Origin of the sequence: Streptomyces kaniharaensis (assembly GCF_009569385.1) — a bacterium.
In the GTDB taxonomy this organism is placed as follows: Bacteria; Actinomycetota; Actinomycetes; order Streptomycetales; family Streptomycetaceae; genus Kitasatospora; species Kitasatospora kaniharaensis.
On record NZ_WBOF01000001.1, the window covers coordinates 2,105,051 to 2,126,029 of the forward strand.

General features: G+C 72.8%; 20 protein-coding genes. 7 read left to right on the forward strand and 13 right to left on the reverse strand.

The window, feature by feature from the left end; genetic code table 11:
- The first annotated feature begins 79 nt into the window (after positions 1-79).
- A complete protein-coding gene (locus tag F7Q99_RS09510) occupies positions 80-1,675 on the forward strand; it encodes an LCP family protein (RefSeq protein WP_326846468.1) in 1,596 nt (531 codons plus the stop codon).
- A gap of 85 nt (positions 1,676-1,760) precedes the next feature.
- Here the strand turns inward: F7Q99_RS09510 and F7Q99_RS09515 are convergent, their stop codons facing one another.
- The 6 genes from F7Q99_RS09515 to F7Q99_RS43605 all read right to left on the reverse strand — a co-directional run bounded on the left by F7Q99_RS09515 (position 1,761) and on the right by F7Q99_RS43605 (position 9,363).
- Positions 1,761-2,801, reverse strand: coding sequence for a glycosyltransferase family 2 protein (locus tag F7Q99_RS09515; protein WP_153460866.1), 1,041 nt, complete (start codon positions 2,799-2,801; stop codon positions 1,761-1,763).
- An 18-nt stretch (positions 2,802-2,819) separates the two neighbouring features.
- Positions 2,820-4,835 (reverse strand): hypothetical protein, encoded by a 2,016-nt coding sequence (locus tag F7Q99_RS09520; protein WP_153460867.1) that lies wholly within the window; start codon positions 4,833-4,835, stop codon positions 2,820-2,822.
- A gap of 99 nt (positions 4,836-4,934) precedes the next feature.
- On the reverse strand, positions 4,935-7,505 hold the full coding sequence (locus tag F7Q99_RS09525; RefSeq protein ID WP_326847186.1) for an ABC transporter permease: 2,571 nt from the start codon (positions 7,503-7,505) through the stop codon (positions 4,935-4,937).
- 16 nt (positions 7,506-7,521) lie between these two features.
- Positions 7,522-8,307, reverse strand: a complete 786-nt coding sequence (locus F7Q99_RS09530) for an ABC transporter ATP-binding protein (RefSeq protein WP_326846469.1) — start codon at positions 8,305-8,307, stop codon at positions 7,522-7,524.
- Between the two features lie 321 nt (positions 8,308-8,628).
- Positions 8,629-9,183, reverse strand: coding sequence for an NADPH-dependent FMN reductase (ssuE, locus tag F7Q99_RS09535; protein ID WP_153460869.1), 555 nt, complete (start codon positions 9,181-9,183; stop codon positions 8,629-8,631).
- A gap of 102 nt (positions 9,184-9,285) precedes the next feature.
- Entirely contained in the window at positions 9,286-9,363 is a 78-nt protein-coding gene (locus tag F7Q99_RS43605; RefSeq protein ID WP_407697845.1) for a putative leader peptide, read from the reverse strand.
- A 222-nt stretch (positions 9,364-9,585) separates the two neighbouring features.
- On the opposite strand from F7Q99_RS43605, the gene F7Q99_RS09540 reads away from it, so the two are divergent.
- Together F7Q99_RS09540 and F7Q99_RS09545 are read left to right on the forward strand one after the other, a co-directional pair.
- Complete coding sequence (locus F7Q99_RS09540) at positions 9,586-10,920, forward strand: LCP family protein (protein WP_153460870.1); 1,335 nt, start codon at positions 9,586-9,588, stop codon at positions 10,918-10,920.
- Positions 10,921-10,963: 43 nt separating this feature from the next.
- On the forward strand, positions 10,964-11,443 hold the full coding sequence (locus tag F7Q99_RS09545; RefSeq protein ID WP_153460871.1) for an LbetaH domain-containing protein: 480 nt from the start codon (positions 10,964-10,966) through the stop codon (positions 11,441-11,443).
- Here the strand turns inward: F7Q99_RS09545 and F7Q99_RS09550 are convergent.
- Positions 11,415-11,990 carry a hypothetical protein gene (locus F7Q99_RS09550; RefSeq protein WP_153460872.1) on the reverse strand — a complete coding sequence of 192 codons (576 nt, stop codon included), beginning with the start codon at positions 11,988-11,990 and terminating at the stop codon, positions 11,415-11,417. The genes F7Q99_RS09545 and F7Q99_RS09550 overlap by 29 nt on opposite strands.
- 149 nt (positions 11,991-12,139) lie before the next feature.
- Here F7Q99_RS09550 and F7Q99_RS09555 point away from each other — a divergent pair, with 149 nt between their 5' ends.
- Positions 12,140-12,811, forward strand: coding sequence for an aminoglycoside phosphotransferase family protein (locus tag F7Q99_RS09555; RefSeq protein WP_326846470.1), 672 nt, complete (start codon positions 12,140-12,142; stop codon positions 12,809-12,811).
- A 182-nt stretch (positions 12,812-12,993) separates the two neighbouring features.
- On the opposite strand, the gene F7Q99_RS09560 is transcribed toward F7Q99_RS09555, so the two are convergent.
- The 4 genes from F7Q99_RS09560 to F7Q99_RS09575 form a co-directional block, all read right to left on the reverse strand.
- Positions 12,994-13,428 carry a GNAT family N-acetyltransferase gene (locus tag F7Q99_RS09560; protein ID WP_153460874.1) on the reverse strand — a complete coding sequence of 145 codons (435 nt, stop codon included), beginning with the start codon at positions 13,426-13,428 and terminating at the stop codon, positions 12,994-12,996.
- A gap of 246 nt (positions 13,429-13,674) precedes the next feature.
- On the reverse strand, positions 13,675-14,169 hold the full coding sequence (locus tag F7Q99_RS09565; RefSeq protein ID WP_153460875.1) for a peptidylprolyl isomerase: 495 nt from the start codon (positions 14,167-14,169) through the stop codon (positions 13,675-13,677).
- 109 nt (positions 14,170-14,278) lie between these two features.
- The gene (locus tag F7Q99_RS09570; protein WP_153460876.1) at positions 14,279-15,496 is read right to left on the reverse strand and encodes a beta-ketoacyl-[acyl-carrier-protein] synthase family protein; all 1,218 of its coding nucleotides are present in this window, start codon (positions 15,494-15,496) and stop codon (positions 14,279-14,281) included.
- 279 nt (positions 15,497-15,775) lie between these two features.
- Positions 15,776-16,942 (reverse strand): acyl-CoA dehydrogenase family protein, encoded by a 1,167-nt coding sequence (locus F7Q99_RS09575; protein WP_153460877.1) that lies wholly within the window; start codon positions 16,940-16,942, stop codon positions 15,776-15,778.
- A gap of 214 nt (positions 16,943-17,156) precedes the next feature.
- On the opposite strand from F7Q99_RS09575, the gene F7Q99_RS09580 reads away from it, so the two are divergent.
- From F7Q99_RS09580 to F7Q99_RS09590, 3 genes are all read left to right on the forward strand, one after another.
- Positions 17,157-18,494, forward strand: coding sequence for a UDP-glucose dehydrogenase family protein (locus tag F7Q99_RS09580; RefSeq protein ID WP_326846471.1), 1,338 nt, complete (start codon positions 17,157-17,159; stop codon positions 18,492-18,494).
- 158 nt (positions 18,495-18,652) lie between these two features.
- A complete protein-coding gene (locus F7Q99_RS09585) occupies positions 18,653-18,976 on the forward strand; it encodes a YciI family protein (protein ID WP_153460878.1) in 324 nt (107 codons plus the stop codon).
- A 100-nt stretch (positions 18,977-19,076) separates the two neighbouring features.
- Positions 19,077-19,490 carry a CoA-binding protein gene (locus tag F7Q99_RS09590; RefSeq protein WP_153460879.1) on the forward strand — a complete coding sequence of 138 codons (414 nt, stop codon included), beginning with the start codon at positions 19,077-19,079 and terminating at the stop codon, positions 19,488-19,490.
- Between the two features lie 6 nt (positions 19,491-19,496).
- Here the strand turns inward: F7Q99_RS09590 and F7Q99_RS09595 are convergent, their stop codons facing one another.
- A complete protein-coding gene (locus F7Q99_RS09595; protein ID WP_153460880.1) occupies positions 19,497-19,688 on the reverse strand; it encodes a hypothetical protein in 192 nt (63 codons plus the stop codon).
- Positions 19,689-19,722: 34 nt separating this feature from the next.
- Positions 19,723-20,964 (reverse strand): dipeptidase, encoded by a 1,242-nt coding sequence (locus F7Q99_RS09600; RefSeq protein WP_153460881.1) that lies wholly within the window; start codon positions 20,962-20,964, stop codon positions 19,723-19,725.
- Positions 20,965-20,979 lie beyond the last annotated feature (15 nt).

Genomic DNA, 20,979 nt, shown 5'->3' on the forward strand with positions numbered 1-20,979 from the left:
CGGCTCGTCTAGTGTGTCCGGATCGGCCCGTCGTCCGCGCGGGCCGGGCCCCGTCACCGGTCGGAGGTAGGGAACCGCCGTGCAGCAGGACAATCCGGAGGTCGACCCCGCCGACCAGTGGGTGCACGACCCGGAAACCGGGCGGTACCGGCTGGACCCGGCCCCGGGAATTGCGCCCCAGCGCCGCCGGGTCGCGGCGCCACCGTCCGCCGAGGGCCGGCGGACCGCCCAGCGCCGGGCGGCGGCCGCCAAGCGGACCCGCCGCCGCCGGGTACTCGCGTGGACGGCCGGGGCCGGTGCGCTGGTGATGGTCGTCGGGTGCGGCGGCGCGTACTACCTGTACCAGCACTTCAACAACAACCTGACCTCCGTCGACGTCCAGTTGGGCGACGAGGCCGAACGGCCCAAGCCGGCCGGGGACGCGCTGAACGTCCTGGTGCTCGGCACCGACAGCCGGCAGGGCCTCGGGCGCGAGTACGGCGACGAGGGCAGTACCGGGCACGCCGACACCACCCTGCTGTTCCACATCGCCAAGGACCGCTCCAACGCGACGGTGATCAGCATCCCGCGCGACCTGATGGTGCCGATCCCGGAGTGCCGGACCGCCGACGGGAAGAAGGTCCCCGGCTCGACGCGGGACATGTTCAACAACAGCCTCGGCCAGGAGGGGCGCGACCCGGGCTGCACCTGGAAGACCGTCGAGAAGGTCACCGGCATCCGGGTCGACCACTTCGTCCAGGTCAACTTCGAGGCGGTGAAGACCCTTTCCACCGCCGTCGGCGGGGTCGAGGTGTGCGCGGCCAAGGACATCAACGACCCGGACTCGCACCTGCGGATGAGCAAGGGCCGGCACGTGGTCCAGGGCGACGACGCGCTGGCCTTCGTCCGCACCCGGCACGCGGTCGGGTTCGGCGGCGACCTCACCCGGATCCCGCTCCAGCAGCAGTTCATCAGCTCGATGATCCGCAAGATCAAGAGCGGCGACACCCTGACCAGCCCCACCAAGCTCTACAAGCTCGCCGACGCCGCCACCAAGGCGCTCACGGTCGACTCCGGCATCGGCAGCGTCGACAGGCTGAAGGACCTGGCGCTGGACATCAGCAAGGTCGACACCAAGAACATCACCTTCGCCACCGTGCCCGTCCTGGACGATCCGAAGGACGAGAACCGGCTGGTGCTCAAACAGCCGGACGCCGGGCATCTGTTCTCGATGATCGCCGGCGACCGCTCGCTCACCGGGGCCCCGACCGCCCCGGCCACGCCGGAGGCCACCGGCGCCGCCGGCACACCCGCCGCCCCGGCGGTGGATTCGAAGAGCGTCCGGGTGACGGTCCGCAACGGCAGCGGGACGGGCGGGCAGGCGCAGCAGGCCGTGGACCGGCTGCGGGCCAAGGGCTTCGCCAAGGCCGCGACGGGCCCCAACGCGCCTGCCACGGCGACCAGTTCGGTCTCCTACCCGGCCGGCCACGATGCCGAGGCGGCGGCCCTGGCGACCGCCCTCGGCCTGCCGGGCGACGCCGTCCGGCCGGACCCGAAGGCCGATCCGAAGGGCCCGCTGGTGCTGGTGCTCGGCAAGGACGTCCTCACCGCGCCCACGCCGTCGACGGCGGCGACCGAGGCGCCCAAGGACCTCCAGCGGGTGCAGGCGGACGACACCGACGTGTGCGCGAAGTAGCCCACAGCGCAAAACAGCGGGCCCGCCCTCAACTGCCGCCGCGCGGAACGGCCTTGGCGTCGAGGGCGGGCCCGCGGAAGTCGGGTCAGCCGGCCTCGGAGAGCACGTTCGCCGGGGTGGGCGCGGTGCTGCCGATCACCTTGCGGGCCAGCGAGCGCGGCGAGGTGAGGAAGCCGAAGCCCCAGCTGAGGTGCATGGTGGCGAGGGCCACCGGGAGCAGCGCCTTCGCCTTGACGGACAGGCCGCGGCCCTCGACGACCGAGCCGCCGAGGATGCCGAGCAGGTACGCGCCGGGCGCGGCGAGGAAGACGGGGTGGAGGGCGGCGCCGAGCACCAGTCCGAGCACGCAGCCCAGGAAGGCGGTCGGCGGGGCCAGGTAGCGGAGGTTGACCGAGCCACGGTGGTAGCGGGTGACCACGCGGCGCCAGCGGCCGTAGTCCTTGTACTGCTTGGCGAGCGCCTTGACGGACGGGCGGGGCCGGTAGGTGACCTTGAGCTGCGGGGTGAACCAGATCAGTCCGCCGTCCTGGCGGATGCGGTAGTTGAGCTCCCAGTCCTGGGCGCGGATGAACTCCTCGTTGTAGCCGCCGAGCTTCTCCAGCACCTCGCGCCGGAACACCCCGAGGTAGACGGTGTCCGCCGGGCCGGCCAGGCCGCCGGTGTGGAAGGCGGCGTTGCCGACGCCGATCTTGGAGGTCATCGCGGCGGCGACGGCGTTCTCCCACTCGGTCTCGCCCTCGGCGTGCATGATGCCGCCGACGTTGGCCGCCTCCATCTCGTCCAGCAGCCGGACGGCGGTGCCGATGTAGCCGGGGGTCAGCAGGCCGTGCCCGTCGACCCGCACGACTATGGGGTGGCGGGAGCCGCGGATCGCCGCGTTGAGCCCGGCGGGGGTGCGGCCGGTGGGGTTGTCCACGGTCCGCACCCGCGGGTCCTCGGCGGTCAGTTCGGCGGCGATCTCGGCGGTGCGGTCGGTCGACGGACCGAGCGCGATCACCACCTCCATCGGCCCGGCGTAGTCCTGTTCCAGGATGTGCCGGACGGCCGTGCGCAGGTGTCTTTCCTCGTTGAGCACCGGCATGATCACGGAGACCGCCGGCAGCTCCTCAGCAGCCTTGGTGTTCATCGACGCCAACCGTACCGGTCACAGGAGGTGGTGGACGACAGTGAAGGCCGCGAAGCCGGCCAGCGAGAGCCGGTTCAGGGCGTGCTGCGGGCTGCCCAGCCGGTCCGGCAGCGGCTGCGTGGGCCGCAGGTCGGGGCGGTGGGCGGCGGTGGCGACGGTCCGGGCCAGCTCGGCCGGGTCGTAGTGGTCGCCGAAGTGGCCGGCCAGCCAGGCGGCCGGGCGGCTGCCGACGGTGATCTCCTCGCCGGAGCGCAGCTGGATGGTGAGCAGGTTGCGGTGCACGGCGGCGGCGTTGATCTCCTGCCACCGGAAGCTGCGGCCGCGCAGCGCGGTGGCCACCCGCAGGCCGTCCCGGTCGGCGACCAGCTGCCAGGACAGCGTCCGGCCGCAGGCGAGGATCGCGATGCTGCCGATCCAGAGCGGGCGCACCAGCCCGTCCCACCAGCCGTCACCGCCGAGGAGGACGACCGCGACGAGCAGGACGGCGGAGACCGGGCCCGCGGCGGCCCGCAGGCCGAGCGGCGTCTCCCAGCGGCGGGCGGGCACCGGCCGGGCGTCCGGCCCGGGTTCGGGCGCGGCGGCCACCGTCTCGGCGGTCAGTGCGGCCACCGCGAGCGCGCGCTCGTGGTAGCGCTGCCCGTCCCGGCCGGCGCGCGGGGCGCGGGCGGCGGGGGCGACCACGGCGGCCAGCCAGCGCGGGTCGCGCTCCAGCAGGCCCGGGCGGACGAGGAGTTGCCGTTCCGGGCCGTCGGGGCCGTGGTAGAGGACGGCGTCGACGGTCTGCCCGGCGTGGGCGAGACGGGCGGCGGCCACGGCGGGCGGGAGGGTCTGGTGGGCGGGGTCCTCGGTCTCGTCGTCCGCGCGGTCCTCGTGGTCCTCGTGGTCGTCGAACACGGGGTGCGGGTGGAGGAAGTCGTCCCCGTCGTCCGCGCCGGTCTCCAGCCACTCGGGCACCCAGCCCGGGCCGGTGCCGTCCGGGGCGCCGTGCCGGGCCCAGCGGTAGCGGTCGCGCTCGACCAGCCGCCAGATCGCGGGCCCGTCGGACGGGCCGTCGAACGGCTGGACCAGCAGGTCGCCCTTGGCGTCCACCCGGACCCGGACGGCGAGGGCGGGCGCGGAGCCGGCGAAGGGGGGCCGGCGAAGGCGGGCGGAGGCCTTGGAGGCGGAGGCGAGCAGGAGCAGGCCGGGCAGGGCGATCAGGCCGGCGCCGGAGACGTCGTCCAGCACGTCGTACTCGTCGCCGACGGCGCCCGCCCAGTCGCCGTCCACCAGCAGGGGCACGCGCTCGCCGGGCCGGGGCTGCCGGGCCCAGGTGGCGTCGAGGTCGACGGTGCGCTCGGGGCCGCCGTCGCGCGGGCGGTAGCGGACGGTCAGGACGCCGTCCTGGTCGGTGGTGCCCGCGGTGCCGGTCACGGTGGTGGCGCGGGCGCGGTGGTCGGCGTCCCCGGCCTCCTGCCAGAGCCCGTGCAGCGGGATCGCCAGGGCGACGGCGAGCAGCAGGCCGCCGAGCACGCGTCGCACCACGGGCGGGCGGCCGGGGTCCACGGGCGAGGGCCCTCCGGCGGCCGTCCACGGGAACGGGACGGGCGGGGCCATCAGCTCGTCGAGCTGCTGACGGGCGCGGTGGCGGCCGAGTTCGGCGCGGATCAGCACGGTGGCGAGCAGGACGTGCACCAGGACGGCCGTCCAGCGGCCGGCGGTGGTGACCAGGCCGTCCGGGGTGTACCAGAGCACCGCCAGGACGGCCGGCGGGATCAGCGCCCGGACGCGGACCTTGGCGGCGAGCAGGATCGTCTCGGCCAGCACCGACCAGGCGCCCAGGTCGTCGCCCCAGGTGTTCCGGCAGACGCCGTAGGTGTTGCAGTGGGTGCCGCTCGGTTCGACGGCGGTGGCGAAGGCCGTGAAGGCGAGCGGGAGCAGGGCCAGCCAGCGGCTGTCCAGGCGCCAGACGCCGCGGGCGGCGCGCCAGCGGTCGGCGGCGGCCGCGGTGAGGGGTGCGGCGCTGGGCAGGGGCGGGGCGTCCGGGACGAACATCGGACGATCATCTCAGCCGGTGATGGCCCGGGGACGCCGCAGGGGCCGGGTGCTTGTCCGCACCCGGCCCCTGCGCCCCCGTTCCCCCCGGCTCGTGGTTCAGTCCGTCGCGATGGCCGCGAGGACGTTCAGTCGTCCGGCCCGGAAGGCCGGGACGAGAGCGGCGACCAGACCGATGACCACCGAGGCGATCAGGGTGACGACGATCGTGCCGGTCGGGACGGACAGCGACTCCAACCCGTGGTCCTTGAGGACCTGCTGGGCGGTCACGCCCCAGGCGAGGCCCAGACCCGCGCCGAGGATCGCGCCGAACAGGGCGATGACCACGGACTCCAGCCGGATCATCCGGCGCAGCTGGCGACGGGAGAGCCCGATCGCCCGCAGCAGGCCGATCTCGCGGGTCCGCTCGACCACCGACAGCGCCAGGGTGTTGACCACGCCGAGCACCGCGACCACGATCGCCACGCCGAGCAGGCCGTAGATCAGGTAGAGCAGGGTGTTGATCTGGCCCTTGACGAGCTCCTTGTAGCCGGCCTTGTCCACGACCTCGACCTGCGGGTACTGCTTGACCGAGTCCTGCAGGGCGGTGAGCGTCTTCGCCGCGTCCGCGCCGGCGGCGGCCTTGACGTACAGCCGCTCGGGCAGCGGCCGGTCGGCCGCCGGGACGGCCTTGGTCATGGTGTCGAGACCGACGAACGGGACGCCGCTGAAGAGCGAGTTGCCCTTGCCGATGACCAGCCCGACCGGCAGCGACTGGGTGTGGCCCTTGCCGTAGTCGACGGCGACCTGGTCGCCGACCTTGACGTGGTGGTCCTTGGCGAAGTCCTCGCCGACCGCCAGGCCGCCCTGCTTCAGCGTGTCGGGCGTACCGGCGCTGGCCGGGATCGTGAAGTCGTCGGCGAAGGTGGCGCCCACGGCCGCGACGAAGGTCCGGTCGGTCGAGCCGTCCGGCGCCGTGAGGGTGACCTTCAGGGCGGTCTCCTCGGTGACGTGCGACAGGCCCGGGGTCGCCTTGATCGCGGCGAGGATGTCGGGGCTGAGGCTGGCACGGCCGGCCGAGACGGTGTAGTCGGCGCCGACGTTCTTGTCGATCTGCTTGTTGGTGGACTCGGTCGCCGAGGAGGTGAAGACCGAGGCCCCGATGACGAGCGCCAGGCCGATCATCAGGGCGGCGGCGGTGGCGCCGGTGCGACGCGGGTTGCGCGTCGCGTTGCGCTGGGCGAGCTTGCCGGACGGGCCGAACAGGGCCGGCAGCGCCGCGCCGAGCACCCGGACCACGGTGGTGGCCAGCAGCGGGCCGAGCACCACGAAGCCGACCAGGGTGAGCAGCACGCCCAGGCCCAGGTACTGCCCGCCGGTGGCCGCCTTCTCGGCCTCGGCGGCGAGCACCAGCAGGCCGGCGCCGCCCGCCGTCAGGACGAGGCCGATGATCGTGCGGACGATGTTGGAGCGGGCCTCGGCCGGCGTGCCGTGGTCGCGCAGGGCCGCGATCGGGGCGATCCTGCTCGCCCGGCGGGCCGGGATCCAGGCGGCGGCCACGGTGATCAGGATGCCGACCGCGTAGGCGGCGATCGGTACGTTCGTACCGATCTGCAGGTCGCCCGCGTTCAGGTCCATCCCGACCGCGTTCATCAGCTTGATCAGGCCCACCGCCAGGCCGACGCCCGCCCCGATGCCCAGCGTCGAGCCGAGCACGCCGAGGATCAGCGCCTCGACCAGCACCGAGCCGTTCACCTGGCCGCGGCTGCCGCCGACGGCGCGCAGCAGGCCGATCTCACGGGTGCGCTGGGCGACCAGCATCGAGAACGTGTTGATGATCAGGAAGCCGCCGACCAGCAGCGAGATGCCGGCGAAGCCGAGCATCGCGTACTTCATGAAGTCGAGGCCGCTGCCGACGCTCTTGTTGTTCTCGGCCTTCTGCTCGGCCGCGGTCTTGACCTGGTAGCCGGCGCCCACCTTGGCCAGGGCGTCGGCCTTGAGCTGGTCGTCACCCCGGCTGCCGTCGCCGAACGCCTCGACGGAGGTGAACGCCTGCTCGCCGAGCAGCACCTGCTGCGAGGTCGCGGTGTCCAGGAAGGCGAGCGCCGCGCCCGGGTTGGTGGTGGAGAAGGAGGCGATGCCCGCGATCGTGAACTCGTGCTTGCCGCCGGCGTTGTCGACCCGCAGCCGGTCGCCGAGCCCGAGCTTGGCCTTCTTCGCGGTGTCCGCGTCCAGCACCAACTCGCCCGCGCCCTGCGGCACATGGCCGGAGGTGATGTGCATCGGGTTGCGCGGGGTGTCGGTCCAGTTGCCGACCAGGGTCGGCGCGCCGCTGGTCGGGCCGACCAGCTTGCTGGTGGCCGGGTTGACCAGGATCGCGTTGCCGACCATGACCTGGCCGACGGCCGTCTTCACGCCGGGCACCGCGGCGACCTGCTGGGCGAGCGCGACCGGGACGGTCGGCAGTTTGTCGCCGGGCTGCTGCTCGCCGTCGTCGGCCGGCTTCTGCGGCTGGACCGAGACGTCCGAGGCGGTCGCGGCGAAGAGCTTGTCGAAGGTGCTGGTCGCGGTGTTGGAGAAGACCAGGGTGCCGGACACGAACGCGACCGACAGCACGACGGCTATCAGGGAGAGCGCCATCCGGCCCTTGTGGGCGAAGAAGCTCCGCAGTGACGTCTTGAGGATCATGATGTGTCGTCCCGCCCGGTCAGCTGGTGCGCTTGCCGTCGAAGCGGCGCATGCGTTCGAGGACGGAGTCGGCGGTGGGCGCGTGCATCTCGTCGACGATCACGCCGTCGGCGAGGAAGAGCACGCGGTCCGCGTAGCCGGCGGCGACGGGGTCGTGGGTGACCATGACGATGGTCTGGCCGAGTTCGTCCACCGAGCGGCGCAGGAAGGTCAGCACCTCCGCGCCGGCCCGGGAGTCGAGGTTCCCGGTGGGCTCGTCGCCGAAGATGATCTCGGGGCGGGCGGCCAGCGCCCGGGCCACCGCGACGCGCTGCTGCTGGCCGCCGGAGAGCTGGGTCGGGCGGTGCTTGAGCCGGCCGGCCAGGCCGACGGTCTCCACCACCTGGTCCAGCCAGGCCTGGTCGGGCTTGCGGCCGGCGATGTCCATCGGCAGCGTGATGTTCTCCAGCGCGTTCAGGGTCGGCAGCAGGTTGAACGCCTGGAAGATGAAGCCGATCTTGTCCCGGCGCAATCTGGTGAGCTGTTTGTCCTTGAGGCCGGTGATCTCGGTGCCGCCGATCCGGATCCGCCCGCTGCTGACCGTGTCCAGGCCGGCCAGGCAGTGCATCAGGGTCGACTTGCCGGAGCCCGAGGGGCCCATGATCGCGGTGAACCGGCCGCGCTGGATGTCGACGTCGACCGCGTCGAGCGCGGTGACCTTGGTCTCGCCGGCGCCGTACGCCTTGGTGACCTGGCGGGCCGAAGCGGCGACGGCGGACTCTCCGCCGGGAAGCTGGGGGTCGTACACGGCTGTTGCCGTCGTCACTGGAGTCTCCTAAGAAGTGGGCCCACCCGTTGGCCCCAGCCTCACGGGCTCCACCCGTCCCGCGACATGGTGAAGGCCGTAGTTCTCGACCGGGAGTTATCCCCACCCTCTCGGTGGACCGGGCTGCCGGCCCGACAGAACCGGACCGCTTTCCGACGGGTGGGGATGTGTGAACCACGTTAGGAGCGGGCGGCGGAACCTTCGTCATCCGCCGGTAGGAAGCGGCCCGACGGGAGTTGTACGGGGTGCGACGCCCCTCCCCCTAGGGGGTGCCGCGACCCGTCTCGGGGTCGCCCCGTACGGGGCCCGGGCGACGGTTCGTCAGCCGGTCAGCACCGGTGGCGCCGTACGCTCCAGGGCCGTCGCGAAGGACTGCACGACCGGGGCGAGCAGGGCCTCGGTCTCCCGCTCGATCACGGTGGCGCCGTCCTCCCGGGCGGTGATGTGGCGGTCGAGCACGAACCAGCCCTGGGTGATGTGACCGGCGCCCATCGAGCTGAGCACCGGGCGCAGCGCGTAGTCCACCGCGAGGACGTGTGCGGGCGACCCGCCGGTGGCGAGCGGCAGCACGGCCTTGCCGGCCAGCGCGTACTGCGGGAGCACGTCGAGCAGGACCTTCAACAGGCCGGAGTACGCGGCCTTGTAGACGGGGGTGCCGATGACGACACCGTCGGCCCGGGCGAACAGCTCGGTGGCGGCGGCGATCTCGGGGTGGTCGACGTCGGCCGAGAGCAGCGCGTGCGCGGGCAGGCTGCGCGCCTCGAACGGGATCACGTGGTGGCCGCGCGCTTCGAGCTGGGCGTCGACGTGGCGCAGCAGGCGGGTGGTGCGGGAGGTCGCGGACGGGGAGCCGGAAACGGACAGGACGGTGGCCATGGGTTCACCTCTGCGGGAAGCGGGGACGGCGCTGCGCGGCGGCCCGGGGGAGGGGAGAGCCGCTGCTAAGGGGAGTCGGGAGAGGGTTTCGAGGGGCGCGCGTCAGCCACGACAGAGCGAACAGGACACACGCCTGAGGTCGACGTGCCGCCGACGCGTGAGAGTCCGTCGCTGATCCATGCCGACGATGCAAACACGCGGTGTTCGAGCCGGTCAAGAATCGTTCCAGCTGGTGAACACGGGTGATGCGGATCACGCCGGGCGCTCCGGTGCCCCACCGTGGCACGTCCGCGCGGAAGTTGCGCCGGAACGATCCGACCCGTGCATCAAAACTGCTACAAGAGGCCCGGTGCGGCACCCCGGGGGGAGTCACCGCGGCCGGCGTCGGGCATCCTCGACCACATGAACACGTGGCAGGAGGGCCGCCCGAGCGGCGGCGGGAACCCGTACAACGGCGGGAACCCGTACGGCAGCGGCAACGGTGGCGGCGGCGCGTACGGGCCCGGCGCAGGCGCTGCGGCGGCCGAGCCGCCGCTGCCGGCCGGGCTGAACCCGCGCGGGCCGGGCGCTCCGGCGCCGCGGCAGCCTGAGCCGACCCGCCTCGGCGGCGTCCCGCCGCAGGGCCCGGGCGGGCCCGGGCGCCCGGGTGGACCGGGTGGACCGGGTGGACCGGGTGGACCGGGTGGACCGGACGGTCCGGGCGGTTTCGGCGCTCCCGGCAGCACCCAGCCGCCCGCCGCCGCCCGCGGTCGCTGGCCGAAGGGGCGGATCGCCAAGTGGACGGCCTTCGGCCTGCTGAGCGCGATCATGGTGACGGCCGTCTCCACCTGGTTCTGGGCCGACTCCAAGCTCAACCACGAGAACGTGCTCGCCGACTACCCCGGCCGCCCGGCCGCAGGAAAGGGCACCAACTGGCTGATCGTGGGCTCGGACAGCCGGCAGGGCCTCACCGAGTCCCAGCAGGACGACCTGCACACCGGCCACGACGAGGGCAAGCGCAGCGACTCGATGATGATCCTGCACGTCGGGGACGGCGGGAACACCCTGATGAGCATCCCGCGCGACTCCTGGGTGCCGATCCCCGAGCACCAGGGCAGCAACGGGAAGGCCGTCAAGGGCACCACCGCGAAGATCAACTCGGCCTTCGGCAACGGCGGCGGCCGGCTGCTCGTCCAGACCGTCGAGCTGAACACCGGCATCCACATCGACCACTACGCCGAGATCGGCTTCGCCGGGTTCGTCGGCATCGTCGACGCGGTCGGCGGCGTGCAGATGCACATCGACCAGGACATCAAGGACAAGGACTCCGGCCTCGACCTCAAGGCCGGCGACCAGACCCTCAACGGCACCCAGGCCCTCGCCTTCGTCCGCCAGCGCCACCAGATGGCCGACCAGGACCTCGGCCGGATGCGCAACCAGCAGAAGTTCCTCGGCGCGCTGGCCCACCAGGCCGCCTCCCCCGGCACCGTGCTCGACCCGTTCACGTTCTACCCGCTGGTCGACGCCGGCCTCGGCACCCTGATCGTCGACGAGGACGCCGGGCTGTCCGACCTCGGCTCGCTCTTCCTCGCGATGAAGGACGTCAACGGCGGCGGCGGCAAGTCCCTGACCATCCCGATCGCCAACCCGGACTACCGGACCAAGACCGGGGAGTCGGCGGTCCTGTGGGACACCAACAAGTCCAAGCAGCTCTTCGACGCCTTCAAGAACGACACCGCGGTCCCCGACATCAAGTGACGACCATCGCGACTTCCGGTAGCGAAGTCGACACAATGGGTGGATGTCTCTCGTCACCGCACTGATCTACCGCCGACGCCACCGCCTCCTGGGCCGCCTGGTCCAGGAGGCGCTCGCCCTCTACGGGGTGGAGGTGCCGGCAGCCTGCGAGATCGGGCCCGGGCTGACGGTGTTCCACCGCGGCTTCGGCACCGTGCTGCACCCGTACACGACGCTCGGCGCCGGCGTGACGCTGTACAACGGCGTGACGATCGGGCGGGCCGACCCGTGGGTGCCGCAGGAGCGCAGCGCGATGCGGCGGGTGGTGGTCGAGGACGGCGCGGTGCTGTGCGCGGGCGCCAAGGTGGTGTGCAAGGACGGCGTGCTGACCGTCGGCGCGGGGACGATCGTCGGCGCCAACGCCGTCCTCACCCGCTCGACCGGGCCGGGCGAGATCTGGGCCGGTGTCCCCGCCCGCAAGGTGGGCATGCGGGAGGGGGCCTGGGTCCCGGCGCCTAACTCGGGTGCGGCAGCAGCCCGGTGACGTACTCGGGGAAGCGCACCAGCCAGTCCCCCTCGCCGCCGTCGGCGTCCTCGGCCTCGGTGGCGCCCGCGTAGCCGTAGTGGATCTCCCGCCCCCCGCCGCCGTCCATCCACCGGGCGTCCGCGAGGTGCACGGTGAGGGCGGCCGGGTGGTGCGGGTCGGGGCGCTCCAGGACGAGTTCGTGCTCGGTCTCGCCGGGCCGGAAGGCGATCACGGTCTCGCTGGTCCGCCGCTGCGGGCGCCCGTCCGCCTGGTACGTCCAGTACGCGGCGACGGTGACGGTCAGCGTGCCGTCCGGGCGGCCCGGGGCCGGGCGGACGTACTCCTCGTCGGGGACCCAGCGAGCGTGGTGGCGGATGTCGTCCGGGCCCCAACGCTCGTCCCAGCGCACCCAGTAGCCGGCCACGCGCTTGACCATCATGCTCTCGCGGAAGACCCGGACCGCGACGTGTACCGGGCCGGCCGGTTCGCCCTCCGCCAGGGAGAGGACGACGACCTGCTCGTACGTCACCTCGGCGTCGTCGGTGCCCGGTTCCATGGGTTTCATCGGCTCCATCGGTGAACCACCTTGGCGGAGAGTGGAGTTGGCCGCGGCTCCGGCCGCATGATGGAAAGCCTAGAGCGATCGGACGGCCACCCGGGGTGATTGTGTGATTCCGACCCGGACCGATCGGGCGCGGCGCTACCCTGCCCCGCGTGACGGAACCGAACGGGGTGGGGCCGCTGCTGGGCAGCGGACGGACGGCGGACGTGTTCGCCCTCGACGGGCGGCGGGTGCTGCGGCGGTACCGGGACGGCAGCGACACCGGCGGCGAACTCGCCGTGATGACGCACCTCGCGGAGCACGGCTACCCGGTGCCCGCCGCGTGGACCGGGGCCGCACCCGGCGAGCTGGTCCTGGAACGGCTGGCCGGCCCCACCCTGCGGGACGCCCTGGTGGCGGGCGACATCACGCCCGAGGCTGCCGGCGAGCTGCTGGCGGGCCTGCTGCACCGGCTGCACGCCGTGCCCGCCGCGGTCGGCGCCGATCCTGCGCACCGGATCCTGCACCTGGACCTGCACCCCGAAAACGTCCTGCTGACCCCGCGCGGGCCCGTGGTGATCGACTGGGCCACCGCCGACGAGGGCCCGCCGGGCCTGGACGCGGGCATGTCCGTGCTGATCCTGGCCGAGGCGGTGTTCAGCCTGCCGGAGGGGCTCGCCGAAGCGGCCCGGGCCGTGCTGGCGTCCCTGGTGCGGCACCTCGGCGGCCCGGGCGACCTCGCCGCCGCCCGTGCCCGCCGGGCCGCCAACCCGACGCTGGGTGCGGCGGAGGTCCGGCGGCTCGACGCGGCGGTGGCGCTAGGGAGCAGGTCGTCGAGCGGGTGAAGTGGGACTCGGGCGAGGTGGTCTGCCACCAGTACGTCGGCCCGAAGTCGGCGAGCGCGTAAGGGGCGTTGGTCCAGCCGGTACTGCGGCCTGCCGTCCATCAGGACGTCGAGTATGTGGTCCTGCTCCCCCGGCCCGGCGCAGGAAGTCGGACGGGCCGACCTCCTGCGCCGGGCCGGGGCCTAGCCGGCCGCGTAGCGGTAGACCTTCGAGTCCCGGGCCTGGAATCCGGCGCGCTCGTAGAGGCGGTTGGCGGCCTCCCGGGACGGCCGGGAGGTCAGGTCGACGGTCCGGGCGCCCGCGTCCTTCGCCAGCCGCAGCGCCTCCTCGGTCAGGGCCGCGCCTACGCCCTTGCCGCGCGTCGCGGAGTCCACGACCACGTCCTCGATCCGCGCCCGCAGACCGGACGGCAGTGGGGAGAGCACCAGGGTCAGCGTGCCGACGATCACCCCGTCGAGCCGGGCGACCAGCAGCCGGTTGGTGGTGGCGGCCAGCAGCCGGTCGATCGCCTCGCCGTCCAGGGGCTCGGCCGAGGAGGAGAGTTGCGGGAGCAGGCCGGCGAACGCGGCCACCAGTTCGTCGGTCGCCCCGTGGACGACCTCAACGTCAAGGCTCATGGCGCCGGACCCTAGCGGGGCCGTGCGGCCTCCGCGCCCGTTTCCCGCGATGCCCGGGCGAACTGGCCGAATTCCGTTGCCGCATCGGCAAGTTGATCACCGTGCGCGGGCGGCCACCCGAAGCCGGTCCGGCCTGCGAAGCCCCCGAAACGCCACCGCCCCGGAGTGGGAAGTCGGCAGGTCCGGCTCTCCACGGCGGGGCGGTACGCGTTACCGGACCGGTGGGTCCGGCGGCTACTGGGCTGACTACTCGACGATGCCGGACTTGGCGATGGTGACCTTCGCCGAGGTGCGGCCGCTCGGCGAGCCCTTGGACTCGATGAGCTTCACGATGTCCATGCCCTCGACGACCTCGCCGAAGACGACGTGCTTGCCGTCCAGCCAGTCGGTCGGGATGGTGGTGATGAAGAACTGCGAACCGTTGGTGTTGCGGCCGGCGTTGGCCATCGACAGCAGGCCCGCGCGGGTGTGCTTGATCGCGAAGCTCTCGTCGGCGAACTTCTCGCCGTAGATGCTCTTGCCGCCGGTGCCGTTGTGGTTGGTGAAGTCACCGCCCTGCAGCATGAACTGCGGGATCACGCGGTGGAAGCCGGAGCCTTCGTAGCCGAAGCCGTTCTGGCCGGTGGCGAGCTCGCGGAAGTTGCGGGCGGTCAGCGGGACGACGTCGTCGTACAGCTTGAAGACGATCCGGCCGGCCGGCTGGTCGTCGATCGTGATGTCGAAGAAAACGTTGGAAGCCATGCAGGGATCATGGCACGACCGGCCCGTCACCGCTCGCCACCCCCGGCCGGGCGCCGCGTGGCGCCGCTGTGTTATCCGGCGCCGTCCCGGCTCGAACCGCCCGGCGCGGTCAGCGGGTGAACACCAGCGAGACGTTGTGCCCGCCGAAGCCGAACGCGTTGGTGAGCGCGGCCGGTACGGCGCCGGTGCGCGGGGCTCCGGCGACGACGTCGAGCTTCACCGCCGGGTCCAGCCGTTCCAGGTTGGCGGTGGCCGGCACGATGCCGTCCCGGACGGCGAGGACGGTGGCGAGGGCGCCGACCGCTCCGGCCGCGCCGAAGAGGTGCCCGGTGAGCGACTTGGTGGCGGTGACGGCCGGGTGGAGGCCGATCGCCTCGCTCACCGACTCGGCCTCGGCGAGGTCGCCGATCTGGGTGGAGGTGGCGTGGGCGTGCACCAGCGCGATGTCCTGCGGGGCGAGCCCGGACTCGGCGATCGCCCGCCGCATCGCCCGGACCTGGCCCTCGGCCGCGGCGGCGGTGATGTGGTACGCGTCGGACGTGACCGCGGCGCCGACGAGCGCGGCGTGGGTGCGGGCGCCCCGGGCGGCGGCGAAGTCGGCGCGTTCCAGCACGACGACGGCGGCGCCCTCGCCGATCACGAACCCGTCCCGGTCGACGTCGAACGGCCGGGAGGCCCGGGCGGGTTCGTCGTTGCGGGTGGAGTGGGCCTTGGCCTGGGCGAACCCGGCGATCGGCAGCGGGCAGACACAGGCCTCGGCGCCGCCGGCGACGACGACGTCGGCGCGGCCGAGCCGGATCAGGTCGAGACCGAGAGCGATCGCCTCGGCGCCGGAGGCACAGGCGCTGACCGGGGTGTGGGCGCCGGCCCGGGCGCCGAGTTCGATGCTGACCATGGCGGCCGGGCCGTTGGCCATCAGCATGGGCACGGTGTGCGGGGACACCTTGCGGACGCCGGAGGCCTCCAGCACGTCGTCCTGGGCGAGCATGGTGACGGCTCCGCCGGTGCCGGTGCCGATGACGACGGCGAGGCGTTCCGGGTCGACGTCGGGCGTGCCCGCGTCGGCCCAGGCCTGCCGGGCGGCGATCAGCGCGACCTGTTCGCAACGGTCCGTCCGCCTGACCTGCACGCGGTCGAGGACCTCGGACGGCTCGACCTTGAGCCGGCCCGCGATGCGCACCGGAAGGGACGCCGCCCACTCCTCCTCGATGGCCGTGATGCCGGACTGCCCGGCCAGCATCGCGGCCCAGGTCGAGGTGACGTCCCCACCGAGCGGCGTGGTCGCCCCGAGGCCGGTCACGACCACGCGGTGGCTGTCGACATTCATGGACTGTTTCCTCCTGGGTTTATCGAGAGATCACAAACGGGACCACTCCCGGTGTTCGATAGATCCGGGAAGCGGTCGAGCCATGTGCCACTCTGCCAGGGGGATGACAGACCATCAGGCCGGGAAGAACACCGATTCACCCGCCGCAGCCTTGTAGGTTTCCTCCAGTTTGCGGCGCGGGTCGCCGGGCCGGCGGAAGGTCGCGTGGAAACGCCGGAGCCCCCGGCCGATCGGAATCGGCCGGGGGCTCCGGTGCGTCAGGGGCCCGGACTGTCCGGGTTACGGCAGGTTGCGGGCCATGACGATGCGCTGCACCTGGTTGGTGCCCTCGTAGATCTGCGTGATCTTCGCGTCCCGCATCATCCGCTCCACCGGGTAGTCCCGCGTGTACCCGTACCCGCCGAGCAGCTGCACCGCGTCCGTGGTGATCTCCATCGCCGCGTCCGACGCGAAGCACTTCGCCGCCGCACCGAAGAACGTCAGATCCGCGTCCCCGCGCTGCGACTTCGCCGCCGCCGCGTACGTCAGCTGCCGCGCCGCCTCCAGCTTCATCGCCATGTCCGCCAGCATGAACTGGACGCCCTGGAACTCCGCGATCGCCTTCCCGAACTGCTTGCGCTCCTGGACATACCCCTTCGCGTAGTCCAGCGCACCCTGCGCGATACCGATCGCCTGCGCCGCGATCGTCACCCGCGTGTGGTCCAGCGTCCGCATCGCCGTCGCGAAACCGGTGCCCTCCGCCCCGATCATCCGATCCGCCGGAATCCGCACGTTGTCGAAGTACACCTCACGCGTCGGCGACCCCTTGATCCCCAGCTTCTTCTCCGGAGCACCGAACGACACACCCTCGTCGCCCTTCTCCACCACGAACGCCGAGATCCCCTTCGAGCGCATCGAAGGATCCGTCACCGCCATCACCGTGTAGAACTCCGACACACCCGCATTGGTGATCCAGCGCTTCACACCGTTCAGCACCCAGAAGTCCCCGTCCCGCACCGCCCGGGTCTTCATCCCCGCCGCGTCCGAGCCCGCCTCCGGCTCCGACAGGCAGTACGAGAACATCCCCTCCCCGCGCGCCAGAGCCCCCAGGTACTTCGCCTTCAGCTCCTCCGAGCCCGACAGCTGCACCGGCAGCGACCCCAGCTTGTTCACCGCCGGGATCAGCGACGAGGACGCACACACCCGCGCGACCTCCTCGATCACGATCACCGTCGCCAGCGCGTCCGCCCCCGCACCGCCGTACTCCTCCGGCACGTGCACCGCGTGCAGGTCGTTGCCCTGCAGCGCGTCCAGCGCCTCCTGCGGGAACCGCCCCTGCTCGTCCACCTCCGCCGCGAACGGAGCGATCTTCGCCTCGGCCAGCCCGCGCACCGCCTCACGGAGCATCTCGTGCTCCTCGGAGACACGGAAGAGATCGAAGTCAGCCGCCCCTGCGCTGCCCGCCATGATGCCCGCCTCGTTCAGTGATCGAAGTGATCGAATCGGTCCGGGTTGGTTACCGGGTTAACTACCGTTAAGTAGAGATCCTAGGGCTCCGACCTGCGACTGCCTAGCGTTTCCGGGCGCCCGGGCGGCCTCGGGGGCCGGTCCGCCGGGCGGATAGCATCAGGGCACCCAGTACTGGTCGAGGTACTGGTCGAGCCCGCACAAAGGGGAACCCGTGACCCTCCGCATCTCCGTGATCGGCACCGGCTACCTCGGCGCCACCCACGCGGCCGCCATGGCCGAGTTCGGCTTCGAGGTGCTGGGTCTGGACATCGACCCCGAGAAGATCGCCACGCTGACCGCCGGCCGCGTCCCGATGTACGAGCCGGGGCTGTCCGAGCTGCTGGTCAAGCACGTGGCCGGGCACGAAGGGTCCACCGGCCGGCTGCGCTTCACCACCTCCGTGAAGGAGGCCGCGGAGTTCGGCGACGTGCTGTTCATCTGCGTCAACACCCCGCAGCGCAAGGGCGAGTTCGCGGCTGACATGTCGTACGTGGACGCCGCCATCGACGATCTCGCGCCGCACCTGACCCGCCCGGCGCTGGTGGTCGGCAAGTCCACCGTGCCGGTGGGCTCGGCGAGCCGGCTGGCCGAGCGGCTGGCCTCGCTGGCGCCGGTCGGCGCGGACGCCGAGCTCGCCTGGAACCCGGAGTTCCTGCGCGAGGGCTTCGCCGTCCAGGACACCCTGCGCCCGGACCGGATCGTGGTCGGTGCGCACAGCGAGCGCGCCGAGCGACTGCTGCGCGAGGTGTACGCGGAGCCGATCGCGGCCGGGGTGCCGTTCCTGGTCACCGACTACGCGACCGCCGAGTTGGTGAAGGCCGCCGCCAACTCCTTCCTGGCCACCAAGATCTCCTTCATCAACGCGATGGCCGAGGTGTGCGAGGCGGCCGGAGCCGACGTCACCCAGCTCAGCGCCGCGCTCGCCCACGACGAGCGGATCGGCGGCAAGTTCCTCAACTCCGGCCTCGGCTTCGGCGGCGGCTGCCTGCCCAAGGACATCCGGGCGTTCATGGCCCGGGCCGGCGAACTCGGCGCGGACCAGGCGCTGACCTTCCTGCGCGAGGTGGACTCGATCAACATGCGGCGCCGCTCCCGGATGGTCGAGCTGGCCCGCGAGCAGTGCGCCGGCGGCTTCCTGGGCCGCCGGGTCGCCGTGCTCGGCGCCGCCTTCAAGCCCAACTCGGACGACATCCGGGACTCCCCCGCGCTCAACGTCGCCGCCCAGATCCAGCTCCAGGGCGCCCAGGTCACCGTCTACGACCCGAAGGCGATGGACAACGCCCGCAAGATGTTCCCGGGCCTGGCCTACGCCGACTCCGCCCTGGAGGCCGCCGAGGGCGCCCACGTGGTGCTCCACCTCACCGAGTGGCAGGAGTTCCGCACGCTCGACCCGGCCGAGCTGGGCGCGGTGGTCGCCGAGCGCCGCCTGCTCGACGGCCGCAACGTCCTCGACGCGGACGCCTGGCGGGCCGCCGGCTGGACGTACCGCGCCCTGGGCCGCCCGAGCTGAACCCGGGCGGCTCCGCTCCATCAGGCTCTGCTGCGTCCGATCGATCCGGCGTGCGGGCCTGGCATGTCGGACCGGCATCGCCGACCGGCTCCAGGAGCATCGCGGGTACCCGGCACGCCGCCGTGGAGGCCGTGCCCGAGAGCAGGGAGCCCGCCCGGATGACGAAGTACCTCGTTCTCTACTGGTCGACGCAGTCGGCCCGTGATCGCATGGCCCAGGCAACTCCGGAGGAGACCAAGGCCGGTATGGACGCCTGGATGCGCTGGGCCCGGGAGGCGGGCTCCGCCGTCGTCGACCTCGGCTCGCCCCTGGGCCCGCTGAAGGGCAGGGGCAGCGAGGAGGGAGCCAACCAGATCAGCGGGTTCTCGGTGCTCCAGGCCGAGTCCGACGAGGCCCTGGACGCGGTGTTGGCCGATCACCCCCACCTGTCCTTCGGCGGAACCATCCTGGCGCTGGAGTTCCTGCCCGTGCCGGGCATGTAGCTCCGGCGCGAAGGCCCGCCGGCCGCCGCGCGGTCGGCGGGCGACCGGCGGGCGACCGGCGGACGGGAATCGCGCACCAGCGGGCTTCGTTGGGACCGGCATGACGAGCTACGGCGACGACACCACGGTCCGCGACATCCTGACCGGCACGGGCGACACCTGGGCGGTGGTCGGCCTCTCCACCAACACCGCCCGCGCCGCCCACGGCGTGGCGCAGGTCCTCCAGCGCTACGGCAAGCGGATCGTCCCCGTCCATCCCAGGGCCGAGACGGTCCTCGGCGAGCCCGGGTACCGCACGCTCTCCGAGATCCCGTTCCCGGTCGACGTCGTCGACGTGTTCGTGAACAGCTCGCTGGCCGGCGAGGTGGCCGACCAGGCGGTGGCGATCGGTGCGAAGGCCGTCTGGTTCCAGCTCGGCGTGATCGACGAGGCCGCCTGCGAGCGGACCCGGGCCGCCGGGGTCTCGATGGTGATGGACAGGTGCCCCGCCATCGAGATCCCCCGGCTCGGCTGAGCCGCGCTACCGGACCGGCACGGCGACGTCGCAGATCGGCTCGTTCGGGTCGGGCCCGGTGTGGTGGCCGAAGTAGATCTCGCGGGCGGAGCCGATGACCCCCAGGCCCTCCTCCTCGGCGGCCCGGTGGACCGCCTCGTAGGCGCCCAGGATGTGCGGGTACTCCATCTGGGCCCGGGTCAGCCGGGTGTCCTCCACGCCGGTCGGGCTCCCGTCTGCCCCAAGGGGAGGGTCAACAGGAGACGTGTCGACGGCCGGACTCGCCCCGCGCGCCGTCCAGCTGCGCGATGGTCGCGATGGACGGACGCCGGCTCGCCCGCAGGCCCGCGGCGATGGACTCGGCGTCGCGCAGCACGCGGACGGCGTTGTGCCACGTGAGCTTGGCCAGGTCGGCCTCGGACCAGTGGCGGCGCAGGAGTTCGGCGATCAGGTTGGGGTAGCCGGCCACCGAGCCGAGGCCGTCGGGGAGGAAGGCGGTCCCGTCGAAGTCGCCGCCGATGCCGATGTGGTCGATCCCGGCGACCTCGCGCATGTGGTCGAGGTGGTCGGCGACGGTGGCCGGGGTTGCGATCGGGCGCGGGTGCTCCGCCTCGAAGGCGCGCTGCCGGGCCATCCCGGCGGGGGTGGTGTCGAGCGGGTGGAGGCCGTGGGCGCGCATGTTCTCGTCGGCCCGGGCCGTCCACTCGATGGCGGCGGGCAGGATGAACTTGGGCACGAAGGTGGCCATCGCCACGCCGCCGTTGGCGGGCAGCTGGGCGAGCACGTCGTCCGGGATGTTGCGCGGATGGTCGCAGACCGCGCGGGCGGAGGAGTGCGAGAAGACCACCGGCGCCTCGGTGACCCGCAGGGCGTCGCGCATGGTGTCGGCGGAGACGTGCGAGAGGTCGACCAGCATGCCGAGCCGGTTCATCTCCCGGACGACCTCCTCGCCGAACCGGGTGAGCCCGCCGGCCGCCGGCTCGTCGGTCGCGGAGTCGGCCCACGGCACGTTGTCGTTGTGGGTGAGCGTCAGGTAGCGGACGCCGAGCTCGTACAGGGCGCGCAGGGTCGCGAGCGAGCAGTCGATGGAGTGGCCGCCCTCGGCGCCCATCAGGGAGGCGATCCGCCCCTCGGCGCGGGCGGTCTCCATGTCGTCGGCGGTGCGGGCGAGCCGGAGCCGGTCGGGGTAGCGCTCGGCGAGGGCGTGGACGAAGTCGATCTGCTCCAGGGTGGCGCTGACCGCGTGGTCCCCGGCCAGCCGGGTGGGCACGTAGACGGACCAGAACTGCGCGCCGACCCCGCCCTCCGCGAGGCGGGCGAGGTCGGTGTGCAGGCGGTCGCTCTGGTCGCGGGCGAGGTCGAGCGCGCCGAGGTCGTAGCCGGCCTGTTCGCGCATCGCCCACGGGAGGTCGTTGTGGCCGTCCACCACGGGGGCGGTGCGCAGCAGGGCCCGGGCGCGGTCCAGCGGGGTCGGGGAGTCCAGCTCAGAGGTCATGCGACCTGTTCTACC